Source organism: Streptomyces sp. Isolate_45, assembly GCF_024721315.2.
Classification (GTDB): domain Bacteria; phylum Actinomycetota; class Actinomycetes; order Streptomycetales; family Streptomycetaceae; genus Streptomyces.
The window spans coordinates 1-17,096 of record NZ_JANFAK020000063.1; the positions used below are offsets into that span (position 1 = coordinate 1).

The following is a 17,096-nucleotide window of genomic DNA, read 5'->3' on the forward strand; positions in this document are numbered from 1 at the left end:
CTCCACCTCGACGCCCTCGGCGTCCGCCTCACCACCCTGCGCCCCGAACAGGCCGCCTACATCGGCGTCCCCGTCGAAGGCCCGTACAAGCCCGACCACTACCGCTACTGAGTCCGAACGGCCCCCGGCCGGCCGGTGCCGCCCGCCCCCACGCGAAGCCGCGCGTGGGGGCGGCGGCGTGCCGGTGGTTGTCCGCGGGCCCGTACCGACCGGGGGACCACCGGAACTGGATCGAAGGTCGAGCAGGTGTTCGCAAGCTCTCGGTGACACCCGGACGCGAGAGGCAGCCATGATCAATCTCTTTCAGCCCCAGGTCGGTGCTGAGGAACTCGAAGCGGTGGCCGGGGTGTTCCAGGACCGCTGGCTCGGTCACGGACCCCGGACCAAGGCTTTCGAAGCGGCGTTCGCCGAACACCTGGGTGTCGCTCCGGAGCACGTCGTCTTCATCAACTCGGCCACCTCGGGCCTGTTCCTGGCCACCGAGGCGCTCGACCTGCGGGACGGCGACGAGGTCGTCCTGCCGTCCCTGAGCTTCCTCGCCGCCGCCAACGCCGTCCTCGGCACCGGCGGCCGTCCGGTGTTCTGCGACGTCGACCCGCGCACGCTCAACCCCACCCTTGAGGACGTCGAGGCCGTTCTCACCGAGCGCACCAGGGCGGTCGTCGTCCTCCACTACGGCGGCTACCCCGGCGACATCGTCCGGATCGCCGCACGTTGCCGCGAGCTCGGCATCACCCTGATCGAGGACGCCGCCTGCTCCGTCGACTCCCGCGTCGACGGCCGGGCCGTCGGCACCTTCGGGGACCTCGCGATGTGGAGCTTCGACGCCATGAAGGTCCTCGTCACCGGGGACGGCGGGATGATCCACGTCAAGGACGCCGAGCAGGCCGCCCGGGTCCGTCGCCTCGCCTACCACGGCCTCGCCCAGTCCAGCGGCTTCGGCCACGCCAAGGTGTCCGCCCGCTGGTGGGAGCTGGACATCCCCGAGCCCGGGCGCCGCGTCATCGGCAACGACCTCACCGCCGCCATCGGCTCCGTACAGCTGCGCCGGCTGCCCGAGATGGTCGCCCGCCGCAAGGACATCGTCGACCTGTACGACCGGGAACTCGCCTCCCTCGACGGCGTCCTGACGCCCCCGCCGCTGCCCGCCGGGCACGCGTCCACGTACTACTTCTACTGGGTGCAGATGGACCCCGCGATCCGTGACGCCGTCGCCGGCGACCTGCTCGCGGACGACATCTACACCACCTTCCGCTACGCCCCCCTCCACAAGGTCCCTGCCTACGCCCCCGCCGACGGCCCCGCCCCCGCGCTCCCCGGATCCGACTGGGCGTCCGACCGGACCCTGTGCCTGCCCCTGCACCCGGGGCTTTCCGACGCGGACGTGCTCACCGTCGTCGCCTCCCTCCGCAAGGCCGTGGAAGCGCGGAGCACCGAGGCGCAGCAGGACTCTCCCGCGAAGGACATCCGATGAACAGACGTGTCGTCATCACCGGCATAGGTGTGGTCGCACCCGGGGGAGTGGGCACGGGGAACTACTGGGCCCACCTCACCTCCGGCCGGACCGCGACCCGCGCCATCAGCCTCTTCGACGCCTCGCAGTTCCGCTCGCGCATCGCCGCCGAGGCCGACTTCGACCCCCTGGACCACGGCTTCACCGCCGAGGAGGCCGCCCGCCTCGACCGGGCCGCCCAGTTCGCCCTCGTCAGCGCCGACGAGGCCGTCCGCGACAGCGGGCTCGACACCGCGGCGCTGGATCCCACCCGTACGGGAGTCACCCTGGGCAGCGCCGTCGGCTGCACGACGGGCCTCGACACCGAGTACGACGCGGTGAGCGGCGGCGGCAGCACCTGGCAGGTGGACCACACCCTCGCCGTACCGCACCTGTTCGACTACTTCGTACCCAGCTCGCTGGCGGCGGAAGTGGCGTGGCGGGTCGGCGCGCAGGGGCCGGTGTCCCTGATCTCCACCGGCTGCACCTCGGGTCTGGACTCCATCGGCCACGCCGTCGAGCTGATCCGCGAGGGCAGCGCCGACGTGATGGTCACCGGGGCCACCGAGGCGCCGATCTCCCCCATCACCGTCGCCTGCTTCGACGCGATCAAGGCCACCTCGCCGCGCAACGACGACCCGGCGACCGCCTCCCGGCCCTTCGACGCCACCCGCAACGGCTTCGTCCTCGGCGAGGGTTCGGCCGTGCTGGTCCTGGAGGAACTGGGGAGCGCCCGCCGCCGCGGCGCCCACGTCTACGCCGAGATCTCCGGGTTCGCCAGCCGCGGCAACGCCTACCACATGACGGGTCTGCGGCCCGAGGGCCACGAGATGGCGCAGGCGATCAGCGTCGCCCTCGACGAGGCCCGCCTCGACCCCGGCGCCGTCGACTACGTCAACGCGCACGGCTCGGGCACCAAGCAGAACGACCGGCACGAGACGGCCGCCTTCAAGCGGAGCCTCGGACAGCGCGCCCACGAGGTGCCCGTCAGCTCCATCAAGTCGATGATCGGGCACTCCCTCGGCGCGATCGGCTCCCTGGAAGTGGCCGCGAGCGCGCTGGCCATCGAGCACAACGTGGTGCCGCCGACCGCGAACCTGCACCACCCCGACCCCCAGTGCGACCTGGACTACACCCCGCTGACCGCACGGGAGCACCGCACCGACACCGTGCTCACCGTCGGCAGCGGGTTCGGCGGCTTCCAGAGCGCCATGATCCTGACCCGTCCGCGCCTGGGAGATGCCGCATGACCACGGACACGACCGTCAGCGCCGGCCGCCCGCGCTTCGACGCGGCCGGCCCGGCCGAGGCCCCCGTCGTCACCGGCATCGGCGTCGCCGCCCCCAACGGGCTGGGCACCGGGGCGTGGTGGGACGCGGTCCTGCGCGGGGAGAGCGGCATCGGCCCCGTCACCCGCTTCGACGCGGACCAGTACCCGGCCGGGCTGGCCGGTGAGGTTCCCGGGTTCGACCCGGCCGAGCACCTCCCGAGCCGGCTGCTGCCGCAGACCGCGCACGTGACCCGGCTCGCCCTCACCGCCGCCGACGAGGCGCTCGCCGACGCGGGAGTGGACCCGGCACGGCTCGCCGACTACGAGGCGGGCGTCATCACCGCCAACTCCGCGGGTGGCTACGAGTTCGGTCAGCGCGAGCTCCAGGCACTGTGGAGCAAGGGCGGCCAGCACGTCAGCGCCTACCAGTCCTTCGCCTGGTTCTACGCCGTCAACAGCGGCCAGATCTCCATCAAGAACGGCATGCGCGGCCCCAACAGCGTCGTCGTCAGCGAACAGGCCGGCGGGCTCGACGCGGTGGCCCAGGCCCGCCGCCAGCTCCGCAAGGGCATCCGGCTGCTGATCACCGGCGGCCTGGACTCCTCCCTCTGCCCCTGGGGCTGGGCCGCCCACCTGGCCGGCGGCGAACTGAGCACGTCCGACGACCCCGAGCGGGCCTACCTGCCGTTCTCCGCCGAGGCCGACGGCCACGTCGTCGGCGAGGGCGGGGCGCTGCTCGTCCTGGAGGACGCCGCCGCCGCACGCGACCGCGGAGCCTCCGTCTACGGGACGGTCGCCGGGTACGCCGCCACCTTCGACCCGAAGCCCGGCTCGGGCGGAACCCCGCGCCTGCGCGACGCCGCCGCACTGGCCCTGCGCGACGCGGGCCTGGAGCCGGCCGACGTCGACGTGGTCTTCGCCGACGCCGCCGGCCGGCGTGACGCCGACCGCGACGAGGCCGAGGCCATCGCGGCCCTGTTCGGCGCCCACCGGGTTCCCGTGACCGCACCCAAGACCATGACGGGCCGGCTCGCCGCCGGGGGAGCCTCCCTCGACCTGGCCGCCGCGCTGCTGTCCCTGCGCGACGGGGTGATCCCGCCGACCGTCAACACCGGGGCGCCCGCCGCGGACTGCCCCATCGACCTCGTGACCGCGGTACGCCGCCCCGAGCGGTTGCGCACCGCCCTGGTGCTGGCCCGCGGTCGCGGTGGCTTCAACGCGGCCATGGTGGTCCGCGCAGCCTGAGAACGGGCCGGTTTCCCGGGCGCCCTCGCGGACGGCCGGAACCGGCCGAAGGAGCGGACGCACTCATCCGGCGGCCGCGCCCGTACGCATCTGAGCCAGGAGGACCGTTGCCCACCATCGACCCCGCCGAATTCGCCCGCACCATGGCACACGTGCCCACCCCGGTCACCGTCGTGACCACGGTGGACGCGGCCGGCCGGCGCCGGGGCTTCACCGCCGGCTCCTTCACGTCTCTCTCCCTCGACCCCCCGCTGGTGCTGGTCTGCCTGGCGAAGAGGGCCGCCGGTCACGAGGCGTTCGTCCGCACCGACCGGTTCCTCGTGAACGTGCTGGCCGCCGACCAGGCCGACATCGCCGGCGCCTTCGCCCGCTCGGGACACTCGGGGATCGACAAGTTCGCGGACACCCCCATGGAGCCCCTCGAACACGGTCTGCCCGGTCTGACCGACGCGACGGCCCGGATCGTCTGCGCCCTGCACGACGTCCTGGACGGCGGGGACCACAGCATCCTCGTCGGCCGCGTCGAATCCGCCGCGGTGGGCGGAGCCGAGCCGCTCGTCCACCACAACCGGCGGTTCACCCGGCCCGGGAGCGGCGCCGACCTGGTGTCCTCGGGAGCGTCGGCCACCCGCTGAGCACGCCCAACCGGCGCGGGCGTTGACGGCGTTAACGGTCCATCACCGTTAACGCCGTTAACGCCTGCCCGCATTTTCCGGGACGTTACGGGACCTTACGGACGGTCGGGCCGCCCGTCAGTCCTTGGTGTCCTCCGCGGTCACCCGGTCCGAGGGCGCGGACGCCGGCGCGGCCCCGGCAGCACCGGCCGCCGCCTCGTCGGCGGGGGCGATGTCCTTCAGCGCCAGCGACAGCAGCAGCACCGTGACGCCGAGACCCGTGGCGATGAGGAAGCCCGTGGTGATCGAGGTGGCGCCGATGATCGGGCCGATGATCAGCGGTGCGACGAACTGCCCAAGGAAGTTGGCGGTGCCCGACAGGGCCATGACCTGGCCGCGCAGCGCGGGCGGCGCGGACTCGCCGAGCATCATCGCCAGTGCCGGTACGGAGACCCCGCTGCCGAGTCCGAACAGGCCCGCCGCGACCGTGAGCAGGGCGGGGTGCCCCGCCAGTCCGATGGTCAGCATCGACAGCGTCCACAGGACCAGGGACATCCGCAGCAGGTTCACGTACCCGAGACGGCCCTTGAGCCGGGCGTAGAACAGGCCGATCACACTGCCCGTCACGGAGGTGCTGGTGGTGATCAAGGAGATGACGAACGGGTCGGCGACGTCGAGCTGCGTGAGCCGCTGCGGCAGGAAGACCGCCATCACGTACAGCAGGAACGAGCTGAACATCGACAGCCCGTACAGCACGAGCAGCCGGGGCTGCTGCCGGAGCAGCGCCACGGCGTTGACGCCCTTGGGGCGGGGTGCCACCGGGGCGTCCGGCAGCACGAACAGCATCGCTATGGCCAGCGGGATGCCGAGCAGGTAGACCGCGAACGGCCCGTGCCACGACAGGCTGCCCAGGGCGCCGCCGATCAGCGGCCAGATGATCCCGCCCATGCTGATGGCGGTGCCGCGCCAACCGGCGACCTTGTCCCGCTCCGGCCCCTGGTAGAGGGCGAGCAGGGCCACCGTGGTCCCGCTGAACAGGGCGGCGGCGCCGATGCCGAAGGCGAACCGGCTGATGATCAGGGTCGTGTACGAGTCGGCGAACAACCCCGCCCCGCCGGCCAGACCGTAGATGAGGAGACCGATCACCAGGGGCATGCGCACCCCCCACTTGTCGATCGCCCAGCCGACGAACGGGCTGACGATCGCGAGGGAGAGGCCGTGCGCGGTGAGGATCAGCCCGGCTTGTGTGCCGCTGACCCCCAGATCGCCCCGGATGACGCTGACGACCGGGGCGACCACGGCTCCGGCCATGATCGTCAGGGTCGAGGCAATGAGAAGAATGAACAGCGTTGCCCTGCTGGGGGCGGGGGCTGCTGCGGCAGCCGAAGGCTGTGCGGCCATACGGAACTCCGGTGGTGGTATGTGGTCCACGATCCCGGTCGGTGCGTCGGGGGAGTTCGCGGTCGCGGGGACACCGGTCGGATGTCCGGAAAAATCGGACCGGAACCCTTCCCGCCACGATGGGGATCTTTATCCCCCAGAGTGCGAGATTCCGCTAGACCCCCGCTGGACCCCCGCTCGGCGCACGGCACAACCCCGCCGAGAGGCCGCCGCACACCCTCCCCCCTCACACCGGACCGGCGCTCGACCGGGGCTCGGAAACGGATCCACGATCACTGTTCGAGCCGGAGTCGAACCACGGTTGCCAGGATCGACCCCCCTGCACGCGAAGACCGAAGAAGCGAGGAGCGCAACCGATGGCGGAGCACCAGGCCCTGACGCCGGACGAGGTGGGCGAGTTCTACGACGACCGGGGGTGGCTCTGGGAGATCTTCATGGGCCAGAACCTGCACATCGGCTACTGGGACGACGAGGACCCCGGCACGGACCCGAAGGACCGCCTCACCGACGTCCTCATCGAACAGGTCGCACCGCGGCCCGGAGGGCACCTCCTCGACATCGGCTGCGGCAAGGGACGTCCCGCGATCCGGCTCGCCCAGGCCGGCGGGGGCAAGGTCACGGGCATCACCGTGAGCACCGAGCAGATCGAGGCCGGCACCGAACTGGCCCGCGAGGCGGGCGTATCGGACCGCGTCACCTTCGAGCGCGCCGACGCCATGGAACTGCCCTACGCCGACGGCTCGTACGACGCCGCGTGGGCCGTGGAATCCGTCATGTACTTCTCCGACCGGCTGAAGGCCCTCCAGGAGATCCACCGCATCCTCGAACCCGGCGGCGTCTTCGTCCTCTCCGACTACGTGGAGAGCGTCGAACTGGACGCGCACTGGCGCAAGGTCCTCGTCGAGGGCTTCACCGTCGACTCCCTGCCGACCCCCGAGCAGTACGTCGAACTCCTCACCGCCGCCGGGTTCGTCGTGGAGCGCGACTACGACGCCGGCGAGCACCTGCGCAAGTCCGCCGCGCGCATCGGCCGGATCGTCGAGGAGAACTACGAGAAGGTCGTCGCCAAGGGCGGCCAGGCCTTCGCCGAGGAGTTCAAGCAGATGATCGGCGAGGTCTCGGAGCTCGAACGCGACCACCTGGGCTACCGGATCATCACCGCGCGCAAGCCGGCCCTCTGACCCGGCCCCGAGCGCCTCCCGAGCCCGTCCCGAGCCCACCGCGAGCTCCCTCCGAGCCCGTCCCGAGCCCGACTTTCCAGGATTGTCCGCATGAAGATTCTGTTCGTAGCCGGTGGCACCTCCGGAGTGATATTCGGGATCGTTCCCCTGGCACAGGCGGCCCGCAACGCCGGCCACGACGTCATCATGGCCGCACCCGAGAACTGCACGGCGACCATCACCTCCGCGGGCCTCCCCGCCGTCGCCGTCTCCTCGAAGGCCATGCAGGAAGCACTCGTCGACCGGCGGGGCGTGCGCGTCCCCATCCCCGAGGACCTGCACGAGCGGTACATCTTCAACGGCCGCACCTTCGGCCGGTACGCCGCGAGCTGCCTGGACGGGCTCATCGACCTGGTGGACCGCTGGCGGCCCGACGTGGTCGTCGGCGGGGCACTGGCCTTCGCCGCCCCGCTGATCGCGGCGTACGCGGGCGTCCCCTACGTCAAACAGGCCATCGACATGGGCGAGCCGCGCACCATCGACCTCGCGGCGGCCGCCGAACTCGGTCCCGAGATGGAACGCCTGGGCCTCTACGAGATGCCCCGCACCGACCTCTTCGTCGACATCTGCCCGCCCAGCCTGCGGCCCGCCGACGCCCTGCCCGCCCAGCTGATGCGCTACGTCCCGTACGCCACGCAGAAGACCGTCGAACCGTGGATGCTCCAGAAGGGCGACCGGCCCAGGGTCCTGGTCTCCGCGGGCAGCCGCGTCACCCCGGAATCCGACTTCGACATCCTGAGCGGCCTCGTCGAGAAGGTCTCCAAGCTCGACGTGGAAGTCCTGGTCGCCACTCCGGAAGCGGTCGCCGAGCGGCTGCGCCCCCTCTACCCCGGGGTCCGCGCCGGCTGGATCCCGCTCCACCAGGCGGCCCCCACCGCCGACCTGGCCATCCACCACGCGGGCGGCAACACCACGATGGGCTACGTGGCCTACGGCGTACCGCAGGTGCTCGTCCCGTACCTGCCGTACTGCGTCGACTACAGCACCCGGCTCGACGCCCACGGCGCGGCAAGGATGATCGCCCCCGAGGACGACTCCGCGGAGAACCTCGCGGACGCCTGCGCGGAGATCCTGGCCACCCCGTCCTACCGGGAACGTGCCCGCGAGCTGGCCGACGAGGTCGCGGCCCAGCCCAACGCCGCGCAGGCCGTCGAAGCCATCGAGCGGCTCGTCCCCGCCCCCACCCACTGACCCGGGACGGCGGACACCCATGCGACTGCTCTTCATGGCCACCCTGGCCAAGACCCTGCACGAGACCACCGTGGGACTGGACCTGGTCCACCAACTGAAGTCCACCGGCGTCCGATGCCACTTCGTCATCGACGCCGACAACGAGGCCCAGCTGAAGGCCGCCGGCCACCCCTACACCGTCGTGACCTCCGCGCTGGGCCACGGCGTCCGCGACGTGGTGGCCCGCACGGTCCGGGAGTTCCGGCCCGACGCCATCGTCCTCAGCGACTACATCGGGCACTGGCTCACCCACCTCGTGAACTACGAGACCGACCCCTGGTACGTCCAGGAGTTCGGCGTGCCCGTCCTGCCCATCGACATGCTCGGACTGGCCGACACCGAACGGGAGGTCGAGGTCCTCGGGCGAACCGTGACCATCGACGCCAACCTCCTCGACATGCCGCTGCACCTGCGCCCCGTACCGGTCAACCGGCCCCAACGGCCCGCCGGCCCGAACGGCATGCTCTACCGGGCCAACAGCACCCTGCGCCCGCTCACCGAGCGGACCCGCGCGGAAGTACGGCGCTCCGTCGGCGCCGAAGCCGGCCACCGGCTGCTGCTCTTCCCCACCCTCCCCTGGCAGCACACCATGCAGACCCGGGCCGGGCCGGCCACCCGGGAACTGGCCGTCCGACTGCCCGAGCTGATCGGCCACTACCTGCGCAGGCTGCCCGCGGACACCCGGTTCGTGATGGTCGGCCCCTACTTCGAGACACTCGGCCTGCCGCCCGACCGCGTCCACTTCGAACCGACGTACACGGCGGACCGGTACCACCGGTTGCTCGGCGCCGCCGACGCGGTGATGTCCTGCTTCCTCACCTCCTACGCCCTCGAACGGGCCATCCTCGCGGACGTGCCCGGCCTCGTCGCCACCAACGGGCACGACCTGCCCGCCGGCGCCCCGGCCCCCTCGGGACTCTCACCCGCCGTCCGCTCCTGGCTCGCGGACTTCCCCGGGCCCCTGCCCTCCTTCCACGCCTGGCCGCTGCGCTGGAGCCGGATGCTGTCCGGACTGCTCCACGACAACCCCTTCTCGGACACCGTCCTGAACACCGAGATCTTCGACGAGGACGCCGTGGTGAACGGCCTGGAAGCGGTGCTGTACGACCCCGTCGTGCGCGACCGGCTCGCCGGGGCCCGCGCCGACTACCGGGACGCGCTCGACCGGCTGCCCGACACCGCCCGCGCCTTCACGACCGCCGCCGAACGGCTCGGCATCGGGCGCTGATCCCCCACCCTTCCGCACCACACCAGAGGAAGACACACGATGCGCATCGACCGTGCAGCCGACCCGCTGATCGCCGCCGCCCGGGCCGCGGCGCCGATCGCCGCCGAACACGCCCGCGCCTCCGAGGCCGCCCGCACCCTGGCCCCACCCGTCGCCGAGGCGGTCGTCGCGGCGGGCTTCCCCGGCTACTTCGCACCGGTCGCCCCCGGTGGCACCGCCGGTACCTTCACCGGACTGCTGGACGCCGTCGCCGCCCTCGGCGAGGGCTGCACCTCCGCCGCCTGGTGCGCCTCCGTCGTCGCCAGTGCCGGCCGGATGACCGCCTACCTGCCCAAGGCGGGCCAGGAGGCCGTCTGGCACAAGGGCCCCGACACCGTCGTCTCCGCCGGCCTCGTCCCCAGCGGCACCGCCGAACGCGGACCCGGCGGCTGGCGCCTGAACGGCACCTGGCCCTACGTCAGCGCCGTCGACTTCTCCGACTGGACCCTCGTCGCCGCCCGCGCCCTGACCCCCGAAGGACAGCAGGTACGGATCTTCGCGGTGCCCCGCACCGACTACCGCGTCGAGGACACCTGGTTCACCGTGAGCCTGCGCGGCACCGGCAGCAACTCGGTGGTCCTGGACGACGTACTCGTCCCCGACGAGCTGTCCGTACCGCTAGACGTGCTCCTCGCCGGCCCCGCCCCCGAATCCGACGCGGCCTGCCACCAGGTACCGCTGAAGGCCGGCAACGGACTCACCCTCGCCGCACCCCTGCTGGGCGCCACCCGCGGCGCGCTGCGCCGCTGGTCCCACCTCGTCCAGGGCAAGCTCGCCGGACCCGCCGGCGCCATCAGCGGCGCCCAGGACGCCGGACCCTTCGAGCAGCTCCTGGCCCGCGCCGAGGGCGAGACCGACGCCGCGCAACTGCTCCTGGAACGCGTCGCCCGCACCACTGACGAGGGGCCCTACTCCGCCCTGGACTCCGCGCGCAACGGACGCGACAGCGCCCTCGCCGCCGACCTGCTGGCCTCCGTCGTCGACCGGCTGCTGCGCACCGCCGGCACCCGGGCCCAGGCGGAGGGGGAGGAACTCCAGCGCCGCTGGCGCGACGTCAACTGCGGCGCCGGGCACAGCGGCCTGCAGTTCGCACCGCTCGCCGGCACGTACGCCCGCCTGCTGAGCGCGACGCCCGACGCCGTCTGAACCGCCGACGCCGGGGGCGGCGGCGCCGCTTCGCGGCGCCCTGACTCCGGCGCCGCGGTTCCCGGCGCACGACGAAGGGGCCCCGCCGTCGGGCGGGGCCCCTTCACCGTGTCCGCCGTCAGGCGTGGCACACGGGCAGGCCGCCGTGGTAGTCGATCATCTCCGAGAACATCAGCTCGATGTCGAGCGGAACACCGGGCGCCGCGCCCCGCTCCTCCGCGTACGCGCGGTGCAGGTTCGGCACCAGACGCTCGGAGTCCAGCAGCTCGGCGTACTCCCCGAGGTCCGCGTCACGGGCCGCGTCCAGCGGTCCTACACCGGCCTCGACGCCCTGCCGGGCCAGGCGCTGCACGAACCGCAGGTACCCCTCGGTGGCGTCGAGCAACTCGGGCCCCGCCACCGGTCCGTGACCGGCGACGACCGTGCGGGGGTCGAGGGCGCGCAGCCGCTCGGTCACCGCCAACGAGCCGTCCACCGACCCCATCAGGCAGAACGGCGTCGACCCGGACATCACCAGGTCCCCGGTGAACAGCACCCGCTCCTCGGGCAGCCACACCACCGTATCGCTCGCCGTGTGCGCGGGACCCAGCCGGATCAGCTCGGCCCGCACGTCTCCCACGTACAGGTCGAGGCGGTCCCGGAAGGTGATCTCGGGCAGCACCACGGAGACCTCGCCCCACCGGACGTCGGGCCACAGGCCCGTCAGGTGCAGGCCCACCGTCTCCATCTCGGTCCGGGTGCCCTCGTGCCCGACGACGACCGCCTCGTCGGCGAAGAGGTAGTTGCCGAAGGTGTGGTCACCGTGCGAGTGGGTGTTGACGACGTACCGCGGCGGGCGGGACGTGACCGTCCCGACCGCCGCCTTCAGGGCCTTCGTCCGGGCTTCCGTGGCGGCGGTGTCGACCAGGGCGGAGCGCCCCCCGGACACGATCAGCCCGGCGTTGTTCAGGCACCATCCGCCGTCCGGCTGCACGTAGGCGAAGACGCCGTCCGCGACTTCCTGGAGACGGGGTTCCGCCCCGCCCGCGGCGCGGGCGTCGGCCGCCATCCTCAGAAGACCTGGTCGTGCGTGATGAGACGGGACGCGATCCGCACCTCGCCGTCCTCGACGACCAGGACGTCGTGGACGAGGCAGCTCGGGTTGATCTCCGGCTGACCGCCCGGCCGGACGGTGGTCACCAGGGCGTACGCCGTGGACTTGATCGTGCCGTCCTCCTGGTGCTCCAGGGCGACCTGGTTGAACCAGTGACGGCGGCGCACCTGCTGGCCGTCGTACTTCTTGTGGAACTCGACGAGCTCGCGCACGATCCCGGGGCGGGTCCGGGCCGGTTCGGCGCCCGGCGAGTGCAGGAACACGCCGTCCTCGGTGAACGAGGCCGCGTACTCCTCGAAGCGGCGGGCGTCGAGCGCCTGCATCTGGTGGGCGTAGAAGTGGAGCACCTGCGAGTAGAGGTCGGTGCTGACAGCGGTGGTCATGTGGGTGTCCCTCCTGGGACTGGATCCGGGTGGGGGAGGGGAACGGGCCGGGCCGGCCGGCTAGTCGCGCGGAGCCCGCACGACGACGGCCGAGTTGAAGCCGTGCCGGCCGCGGGCGAGGACGAGCGCGTTGCGGACGCGGCCTTCCCGGGGCCCGGTGTGCACCAGGTCGATGCCGTACTCGGCGGGCACCTCGGTGACGGTGGGCGTGGACGGGATCACCCCGTCGCGGATCGACAGCAGCGCCGTGGCCACGTCCAGCGGACCGCCGCCCGAGTACAGGCGCCCGGTGAGCGCCTTGGGCGCGGTGACGGGGACGCCGCCCGGCCCGAACACCGAGCGGATGGCGTCCGCCTCGGCGGCGTCCAGCTCCGGGATGCCGGCGCCGTCGGCGAACACCACGTCGATGTCCCCGGGCGCCAGCCCCGCCTCGGCGAGCGCGGCCTCCACGGCCCGGCCGAGCGTCGGCGGCCGGTCCGAGCCGGGAGCGGGGTCGAAGGTCGACGCGTGCGCGGCGATCTCCCCGTACGGGCGTACGCCGCGCAGCGCGGCGCCGGCCGCGTCCTCGACGATCAGCATCGCCCCGCCCTCGCCCGGGACGTACCCCGAGGCCTGGGCGCCGAAGGGCTGGTAGGCGCGGGCCGGGTCGTTCCCGCGGGTGACGCGGCCGCCGGCGAGCTGGGAGACGTAGCCCCACGGGTCGAAGGCGGAGTCCACACCGCCGGCGACGACGACGGGCGTGCCGCGCAGGATGGTGCGGCGGGCGTGGCCCAGTGCGTCGAGACCGCCCGCCTGCTCGCCGACCAGCGCGGCGCTGGGACCGCGCAGCCGGTGGCGGATGGAGATCTGGCCGGTGTTCACCGCGTAGAACCAGGCGAAGGACTCGTAGACGCTGACGAACTTCGAACCCTTGGTCCACAGGTTGGCGAACTCGTGGTGGGTGAAGGTGAACCCGCCCAGCGCGTTCGACGTCACCACGCCGATGTCGTAGTCCTGGACGGTGTCGTTGGGGACACCGGCGTCGGTCAGCGCCCACTCGGCGGCGACGAGCGCGAGCTGCGTCGAGCGGTCCGTCTGCGGGAGCAGTCGGCCCGGCAGGTGGTCGGCGGGGTCGAAGCCGGCTATCTGGCCGGCCAGCGAGGCCGGGTAGCCGGTGGCGTCGAAGCCGGTGACCGGGGCGATGCCGGTGGTGCCGTCGAGCACCGCCTTCCAATAGGCTTCCACGCCCATTCCGTTGGGCGCCGTGACGGCGAGCCCGGTGATGACGGTCCTGGTCATGCCTTCGCTCCTTCGGGGGCGCGGAGGACCATGGCGCTCTGGAAGCCGCCGAATCCGCTGCCGACGGTGAGGACGGAGTCGACCCGGTGCTCGCGAGCGGTCAACGGGACGTAGTCCAGATCGCACTCCGGGTCGGGGGTGTGCAGGTTGGCGGTCGGCGGCACCACGTTGTGCTTGATCGCCAGGAGGCTCGCGGCGATCTCGATCGAGCCGATCGCGCCGAGGGAGTGCCCGATCATCGACTTGATGGAGCTGACGGGCACCTCGTAGGCGTGCTGCCCGAGGCTCCGCTTGAAGGCGGCCGTCTCGTGGCGGTCGTTCTGCTTGGTGCCCGAGCCGTGGGCGTTGATGTAGTCGATGGCGGTGCCGTCGACGCGCGACTCGTCGAGGGCCACCCGGATCGCCTCCGCCATCTCCCGGCCGTCCGTCTTGAGACCGGTCATGTGGTAGGCGTTGCAGCGCGTGGCGTAGCCGCTGACCTCGGCGTAGATGTCGGCGCCGCGGGCGCGCGCCGCCTCGTACTCCTCCAGGACGAACATCGCGCTGCCCTCGGCGAGGACGAACCCGTTGCGGGTGGCGTCGAAGGGCCGCGAGGCGTGCTCGGGGTCGTCGTTGCGGGACGTCGTCGCCTTGATCGCGTCGAAGCAGGCGAGCACGATCGGCGAGATCGGGGTGTCGGAGGCGCCCGCGATCATGACGTCGGCGCTGCCCTCGCGGATCAGCTGCGCGGCGTACCCGACGGAGTCGAGCCCCGAGGTGCAGCCGTCCGACACCATCGTCACCGGGCCCTCGGCGCCGGCCGCCCACGCGACCTCGGCCGGCATGATCCCGGGGCTCAGGTAGTCGAACATGTGGGGGGAGAGGTAGTCGGGGTCGACGACCCAGTCACGGCCCCGGTCGGACATGACCAGGTACTCGTTCTCCAGGCTGGTCGCGGCGGCGACGGCGCTGCCCAGGCTCACCCCGATGCGGTGCGCGGGCACGTCGCCGAACTCCAGGCCGCTGTCCGCGACGGCTTCGCGGGTACAGGCGATGGCGAACTGCGTCGCCCGGTCCATCCTGCGGATCTCACGAGGCGTCAGGCCCTCGGCAGCCGCGTGGAAGTCGACCTCCCCGGCCACCTGGGAGCGGAAGGGGGAGGCGTCGAAGAAGGTAATGCGGCGGGTCGCGGTCCGGCCCGCCGACAGCAGGTCCCAGAACTCCTTCACCCCGGAGCCGCCGGGTGCCCGTACGCCGATTCCTGTAATCACCACTCGTCGGGTCATCGCGCGCGACTCGTCCCGTAGGTGTTCGAGCTGGACATCGAGTCAAGTCCTTTCCGGCCCGGCTGCGGAGAGACCGGCCCCCTACCACGACAGAAACTTCGTCAATTGATCCTTTGACGCTCTGTTGCCTTTCTCGAAGACCACTCGAAGGTCGGTCTCGGCGTGCGGGCGGCGGCGGTGACCGGGGATATTCGCGCAGGACGACGGCCGCGCGCCCGCACGGCCCCTCCACCGGGTCTCGACCGGCGGTCGAGGGCGGGGAACCAACCTCTCCGTAGTCCGTCTGGTCCGGAAAAGGGCCGGAACATTGCGATACGGAGGCACGATGGGCTCGCTGAACGGCAAGGTCGCGCTGGTCACAGGGGCGACGAGCGGCATCGGGCTGGGCATCGCCGCCCACCTCGCCGACCAGGGCGCGCACGTCTTCGTGTGCGGCCGCGACGCGGACCGGCTGGCCGCGACCGTCAAGTCCCTCCAGGAGTCCGGCGGCTCGGTGGACGGAACCACCTGCGACGTGACCGACCGGGAGGACGTCAAGCGCTTCGTCGGCGCGGCCGTCGAGCGGTTCGGCACCGTCGACATCCTCGTGAACAACGCCGGGCGCAGCGGTGGCGGCCCGGTCGCCGAGATGTCGGACGAGCTCTGGTACGACGTCATCAACACCAACCTCAACAGCGTCTTCCTGCTGACGCGCGAGGTGCTCAGCGCCGGCGGCATGCTCGGCAAGGGCTGGGGCCGCATCGTCAACATCGCCTCCACGGCCGGCAAGCAGGGCGCCGTGACCGCCGCCCCCTACTCCGCGTCCAAGCACGGCGTGGTCGGCTTCACGAAGGCCCTCGGCCTCGACCTGGCCAGGACGGGCATCACCGCGAACGCCGTCTGCCCCGGCTTCGTCGAGACGCCGATGGCCGAGCGGGTCCGCCAGCACTACGCCTCGTCCTTCAACATCACCCTCGAAGAGGCCGCCGAGAAGGTCCACACCCGCGTCCCGATCGGCCGCTACGTGGAGGTCGAGGAAGTCGCCGCCATGGTCGACTACCTGGTCAGCGACGCGGCGGGCTCCGTCACCGCGCAGGCCATGAACGTCTGCGGCGGTCTCGGCAACTACTGATCCACCCGCCGGCGGCCCGACCCCCGCCGCCGGCGCGTCCGGACGGCCACGAGCCCCGGCCGGAAATCTCACGCACGAAGAAGGAAGTGTCCTATGAAGGCAGCGGTGTTCAACGCGTTCGGCGGCCCCGAGGTACTGGAGGTCGCGGAGGTCGAAACCCCCATTCCGGCCGAAGGGCAGATCCGCGTCCGGGTCAAGGCCGCCGGCGTGCAGGCCTACGACTGCGCCGTGCGCGGAGGCTGGACGCCGCCGGGGGCGACCCTGGAGTTCCCGCAGAAGGTCGGGAACGACTTCGCCGGTGTCGTCGACGAGCTCGGCGAGGGCGTTGACGCCTTCGCCGTCGGCGACGAGGTCCTCGGCTGGGCGATCCTGTCCTGCTACGCCGAATACCTGGTGGTGTCCGTCGACCAGGTCGTCGCCAAGCCGGCCAACATGCCGTGGGAGGTCGCCGGGGCGTTCTCCGCGTCCGCGCAGACCGCCCACACCGCCCTGGAGGACCTCGCCGTCGGCGCGGGCGACACCCTCCTCGTCCACGCCGCGGCCGGCGGGGTCGGGACCATCGCGGTGCAGCTCGCCAAGGAGCGCGGCGCCACGGTCATCGGTACCGCCAGTGAGCGCAACCACGACTACCTGCGCGAGCTCGGCGCCACCCCCGTCCGCTACGGCGAGGGCCTGGTGGAGCGGGTGCGCGCGCTCGCGCCGCAGGGAGTCACCGCGGCCCTCGACGGCATCGGCGGCGTCGCCGTCGACGACTCCGTGGAACTGGTCAAGGACAAGGACCGGATCGGCACCCTGGTCGCCTTCGAGCGGCTGGAGGAGCTCGGTGTGCGCGGCATCTTCAGCCGGCGCGCGCAGGGCCGGCTCGCCGAGCTCACCGCGCTCTACGCCGCGGGCAAGCTCCGCGTCGAGATCTCGCGGACCTTCCCGCTGGAGCGCGCCGCCGACGCCCACCGCGAGGTCGAGACCGGACACGTGCGGGGCAAGGTCGTCGTCACCGTCGCCTGAGGCGGGGACGCAGTCGGCGCCGCTGCCCGGAGCGGCAGTCGCCGGTCCGGTCCCGCAGGCGGCGCGTAGTGAGGAG

The 17,096-nt window shown here is 72.3% G+C and carries 16 protein-coding genes; 11 read left to right on the forward strand and 5 right to left on the reverse strand.

Going from position 1 to position 17,096, the window contains the following annotated elements; genetic code table 11:
• The 5 genes from NOD94_RS20885 to NOD94_RS20905 all read left to right on the forward strand — a co-directional run.
• Positions 1 to 111 (forward strand): adenosylhomocysteinase (locus NOD94_RS20885; RefSeq protein WP_281207564.1); only part of this gene is annotated, 111 nt, incomplete at its 5' end.
• A gap of 178 nt (positions 112 to 289) precedes the next feature.
• Positions 290 to 1,474 carry a DegT/DnrJ/EryC1/StrS family aminotransferase gene (locus tag NOD94_RS20890; RefSeq protein WP_281207530.1) on the forward strand — a complete coding sequence of 395 codons (1,185 nt, stop codon included), beginning with the start codon at positions 290 to 292 and terminating at the stop codon, positions 1,472 to 1,474.
• On the forward strand, positions 1,471 to 2,742 hold the full coding sequence (locus NOD94_RS20895) for a beta-ketoacyl-[acyl-carrier-protein] synthase family protein (protein ID WP_281207531.1): 1,272 nt from the start codon (positions 1,471 to 1,473) through the stop codon (positions 2,740 to 2,742). The genes NOD94_RS20890 and NOD94_RS20895 overlap by 4 nt, the downstream gene beginning before the upstream one ends.
• On the forward strand, positions 2,739 to 4,007 hold the full coding sequence (locus tag NOD94_RS20900) for a ketosynthase chain-length factor (RefSeq protein WP_281207532.1): 1,269 nt from the start codon (positions 2,739 to 2,741) through the stop codon (positions 4,005 to 4,007). The genes NOD94_RS20895 and NOD94_RS20900 overlap by 4 nt, the downstream gene beginning before the upstream one ends.
• Positions 4,008 to 4,114: 107 nt before the next feature.
• Entirely contained in the window at positions 4,115 to 4,642 is a 528-nt protein-coding gene (locus tag NOD94_RS20905; protein ID WP_281207533.1) for a flavin reductase family protein, read from the forward strand.
• A 117-nt stretch (positions 4,643 to 4,759) separates the two neighbouring features.
• On the opposite strand, the gene NOD94_RS20910 is transcribed toward NOD94_RS20905, so the two are convergent.
• Entirely contained in the window at positions 4,760 to 6,022 is a 1,263-nt protein-coding gene (locus tag NOD94_RS20910) for an MFS transporter (protein ID WP_281207534.1), read from the reverse strand.
• A gap of 356 nt (positions 6,023 to 6,378) precedes the next feature.
• Between NOD94_RS20910 and NOD94_RS20915 the strand changes: the two genes are divergently transcribed.
• From NOD94_RS20915 to NOD94_RS20930, 4 genes are all read left to right on the forward strand, one after another.
• Entirely contained in the window at positions 6,379 to 7,203 is an 825-nt protein-coding gene (locus NOD94_RS20915; protein ID WP_281207535.1) for a methyltransferase domain-containing protein, read from the forward strand.
• Between the two features lie 90 nt (positions 7,204 to 7,293).
• The gene (locus NOD94_RS20920; RefSeq protein WP_281207536.1) at positions 7,294 to 8,433 is read left to right on the forward strand and encodes a glycosyltransferase; all 1,140 of its coding nucleotides are present in this window, start codon (positions 7,294 to 7,296) and stop codon (positions 8,431 to 8,433) included.
• A 19-nt stretch (positions 8,434 to 8,452) separates the two neighbouring features.
• Entirely contained in the window at positions 8,453 to 9,700 is a 1,248-nt protein-coding gene (locus NOD94_RS20925) for a DUF6365 family protein (RefSeq protein WP_281207537.1), read from the forward strand.
• A 39-nt stretch (positions 9,701 to 9,739) separates the two neighbouring features.
• On the forward strand, positions 9,740 to 10,885 hold the full coding sequence (locus NOD94_RS20930; RefSeq protein ID WP_281207538.1) for a hydrolase: 1,146 nt from the start codon (positions 9,740 to 9,742) through the stop codon (positions 10,883 to 10,885).
• A 118-nt stretch (positions 10,886 to 11,003) separates the two neighbouring features.
• Here NOD94_RS20930 and NOD94_RS20935 read toward each other — a convergent pair whose 3' ends face one another.
• Genes NOD94_RS20935 through NOD94_RS20950 form a run of 4 tightly spaced genes read right to left on the reverse strand, consistent with a single transcriptional unit; the run spans position 11,004 to position 14,904 of the window.
• The gene (locus NOD94_RS20935) at positions 11,004 to 11,933 is read right to left on the reverse strand and encodes an MBL fold metallo-hydrolase (protein WP_281207539.1); all 930 of its coding nucleotides are present in this window, start codon (positions 11,931 to 11,933) and stop codon (positions 11,004 to 11,006) included.
• A 2-nt stretch (positions 11,934 to 11,935) separates the two neighbouring features.
• Complete coding sequence (locus tag NOD94_RS20940) at positions 11,936 to 12,361, reverse strand: nuclear transport factor 2 family protein (protein WP_281207540.1); 426 nt, start codon at positions 12,359 to 12,361, stop codon at positions 11,936 to 11,938.
• 60 nt (positions 12,362 to 12,421) lie between these two features.
• Complete coding sequence (locus NOD94_RS20945; RefSeq protein WP_281207542.1) at positions 12,422 to 13,639, reverse strand: ketosynthase chain-length factor; 1,218 nt, start codon at positions 13,637 to 13,639, stop codon at positions 12,422 to 12,424.
• Positions 13,636 to 14,904: a beta-ketoacyl-[acyl-carrier-protein] synthase family protein gene (locus NOD94_RS20950; protein WP_281207543.1), complete on the reverse strand. Its 1,269-nt coding sequence runs from the start codon at positions 14,902 to 14,904 to the stop codon at positions 13,636 to 13,638. The genes NOD94_RS20945 and NOD94_RS20950 overlap by 4 nt, the downstream gene beginning before the upstream one ends.
• A 325-nt stretch (positions 14,905 to 15,229) precedes the next feature.
• On the opposite strand from NOD94_RS20950, the gene fabG reads away from it, so the two are divergent.
• Positions 15,230 to 16,015: a 3-oxoacyl-ACP reductase FabG gene (gene fabG / locus NOD94_RS20955; RefSeq protein ID WP_281207544.1), complete on the forward strand. Its 786-nt coding sequence runs from the start codon at positions 15,230 to 15,232 to the stop codon at positions 16,013 to 16,015.
• A 93-nt stretch (positions 16,016 to 16,108) separates the two neighbouring features.
• On the forward strand, positions 16,109 to 17,020 hold the full coding sequence (locus NOD94_RS20960) for an NADP-dependent oxidoreductase (protein WP_281207545.1): 912 nt from the start codon (positions 16,109 to 16,111) through the stop codon (positions 17,018 to 17,020).
• The last annotated feature ends 76 nt before the right edge of the window (positions 17,021 to 17,096 follow it).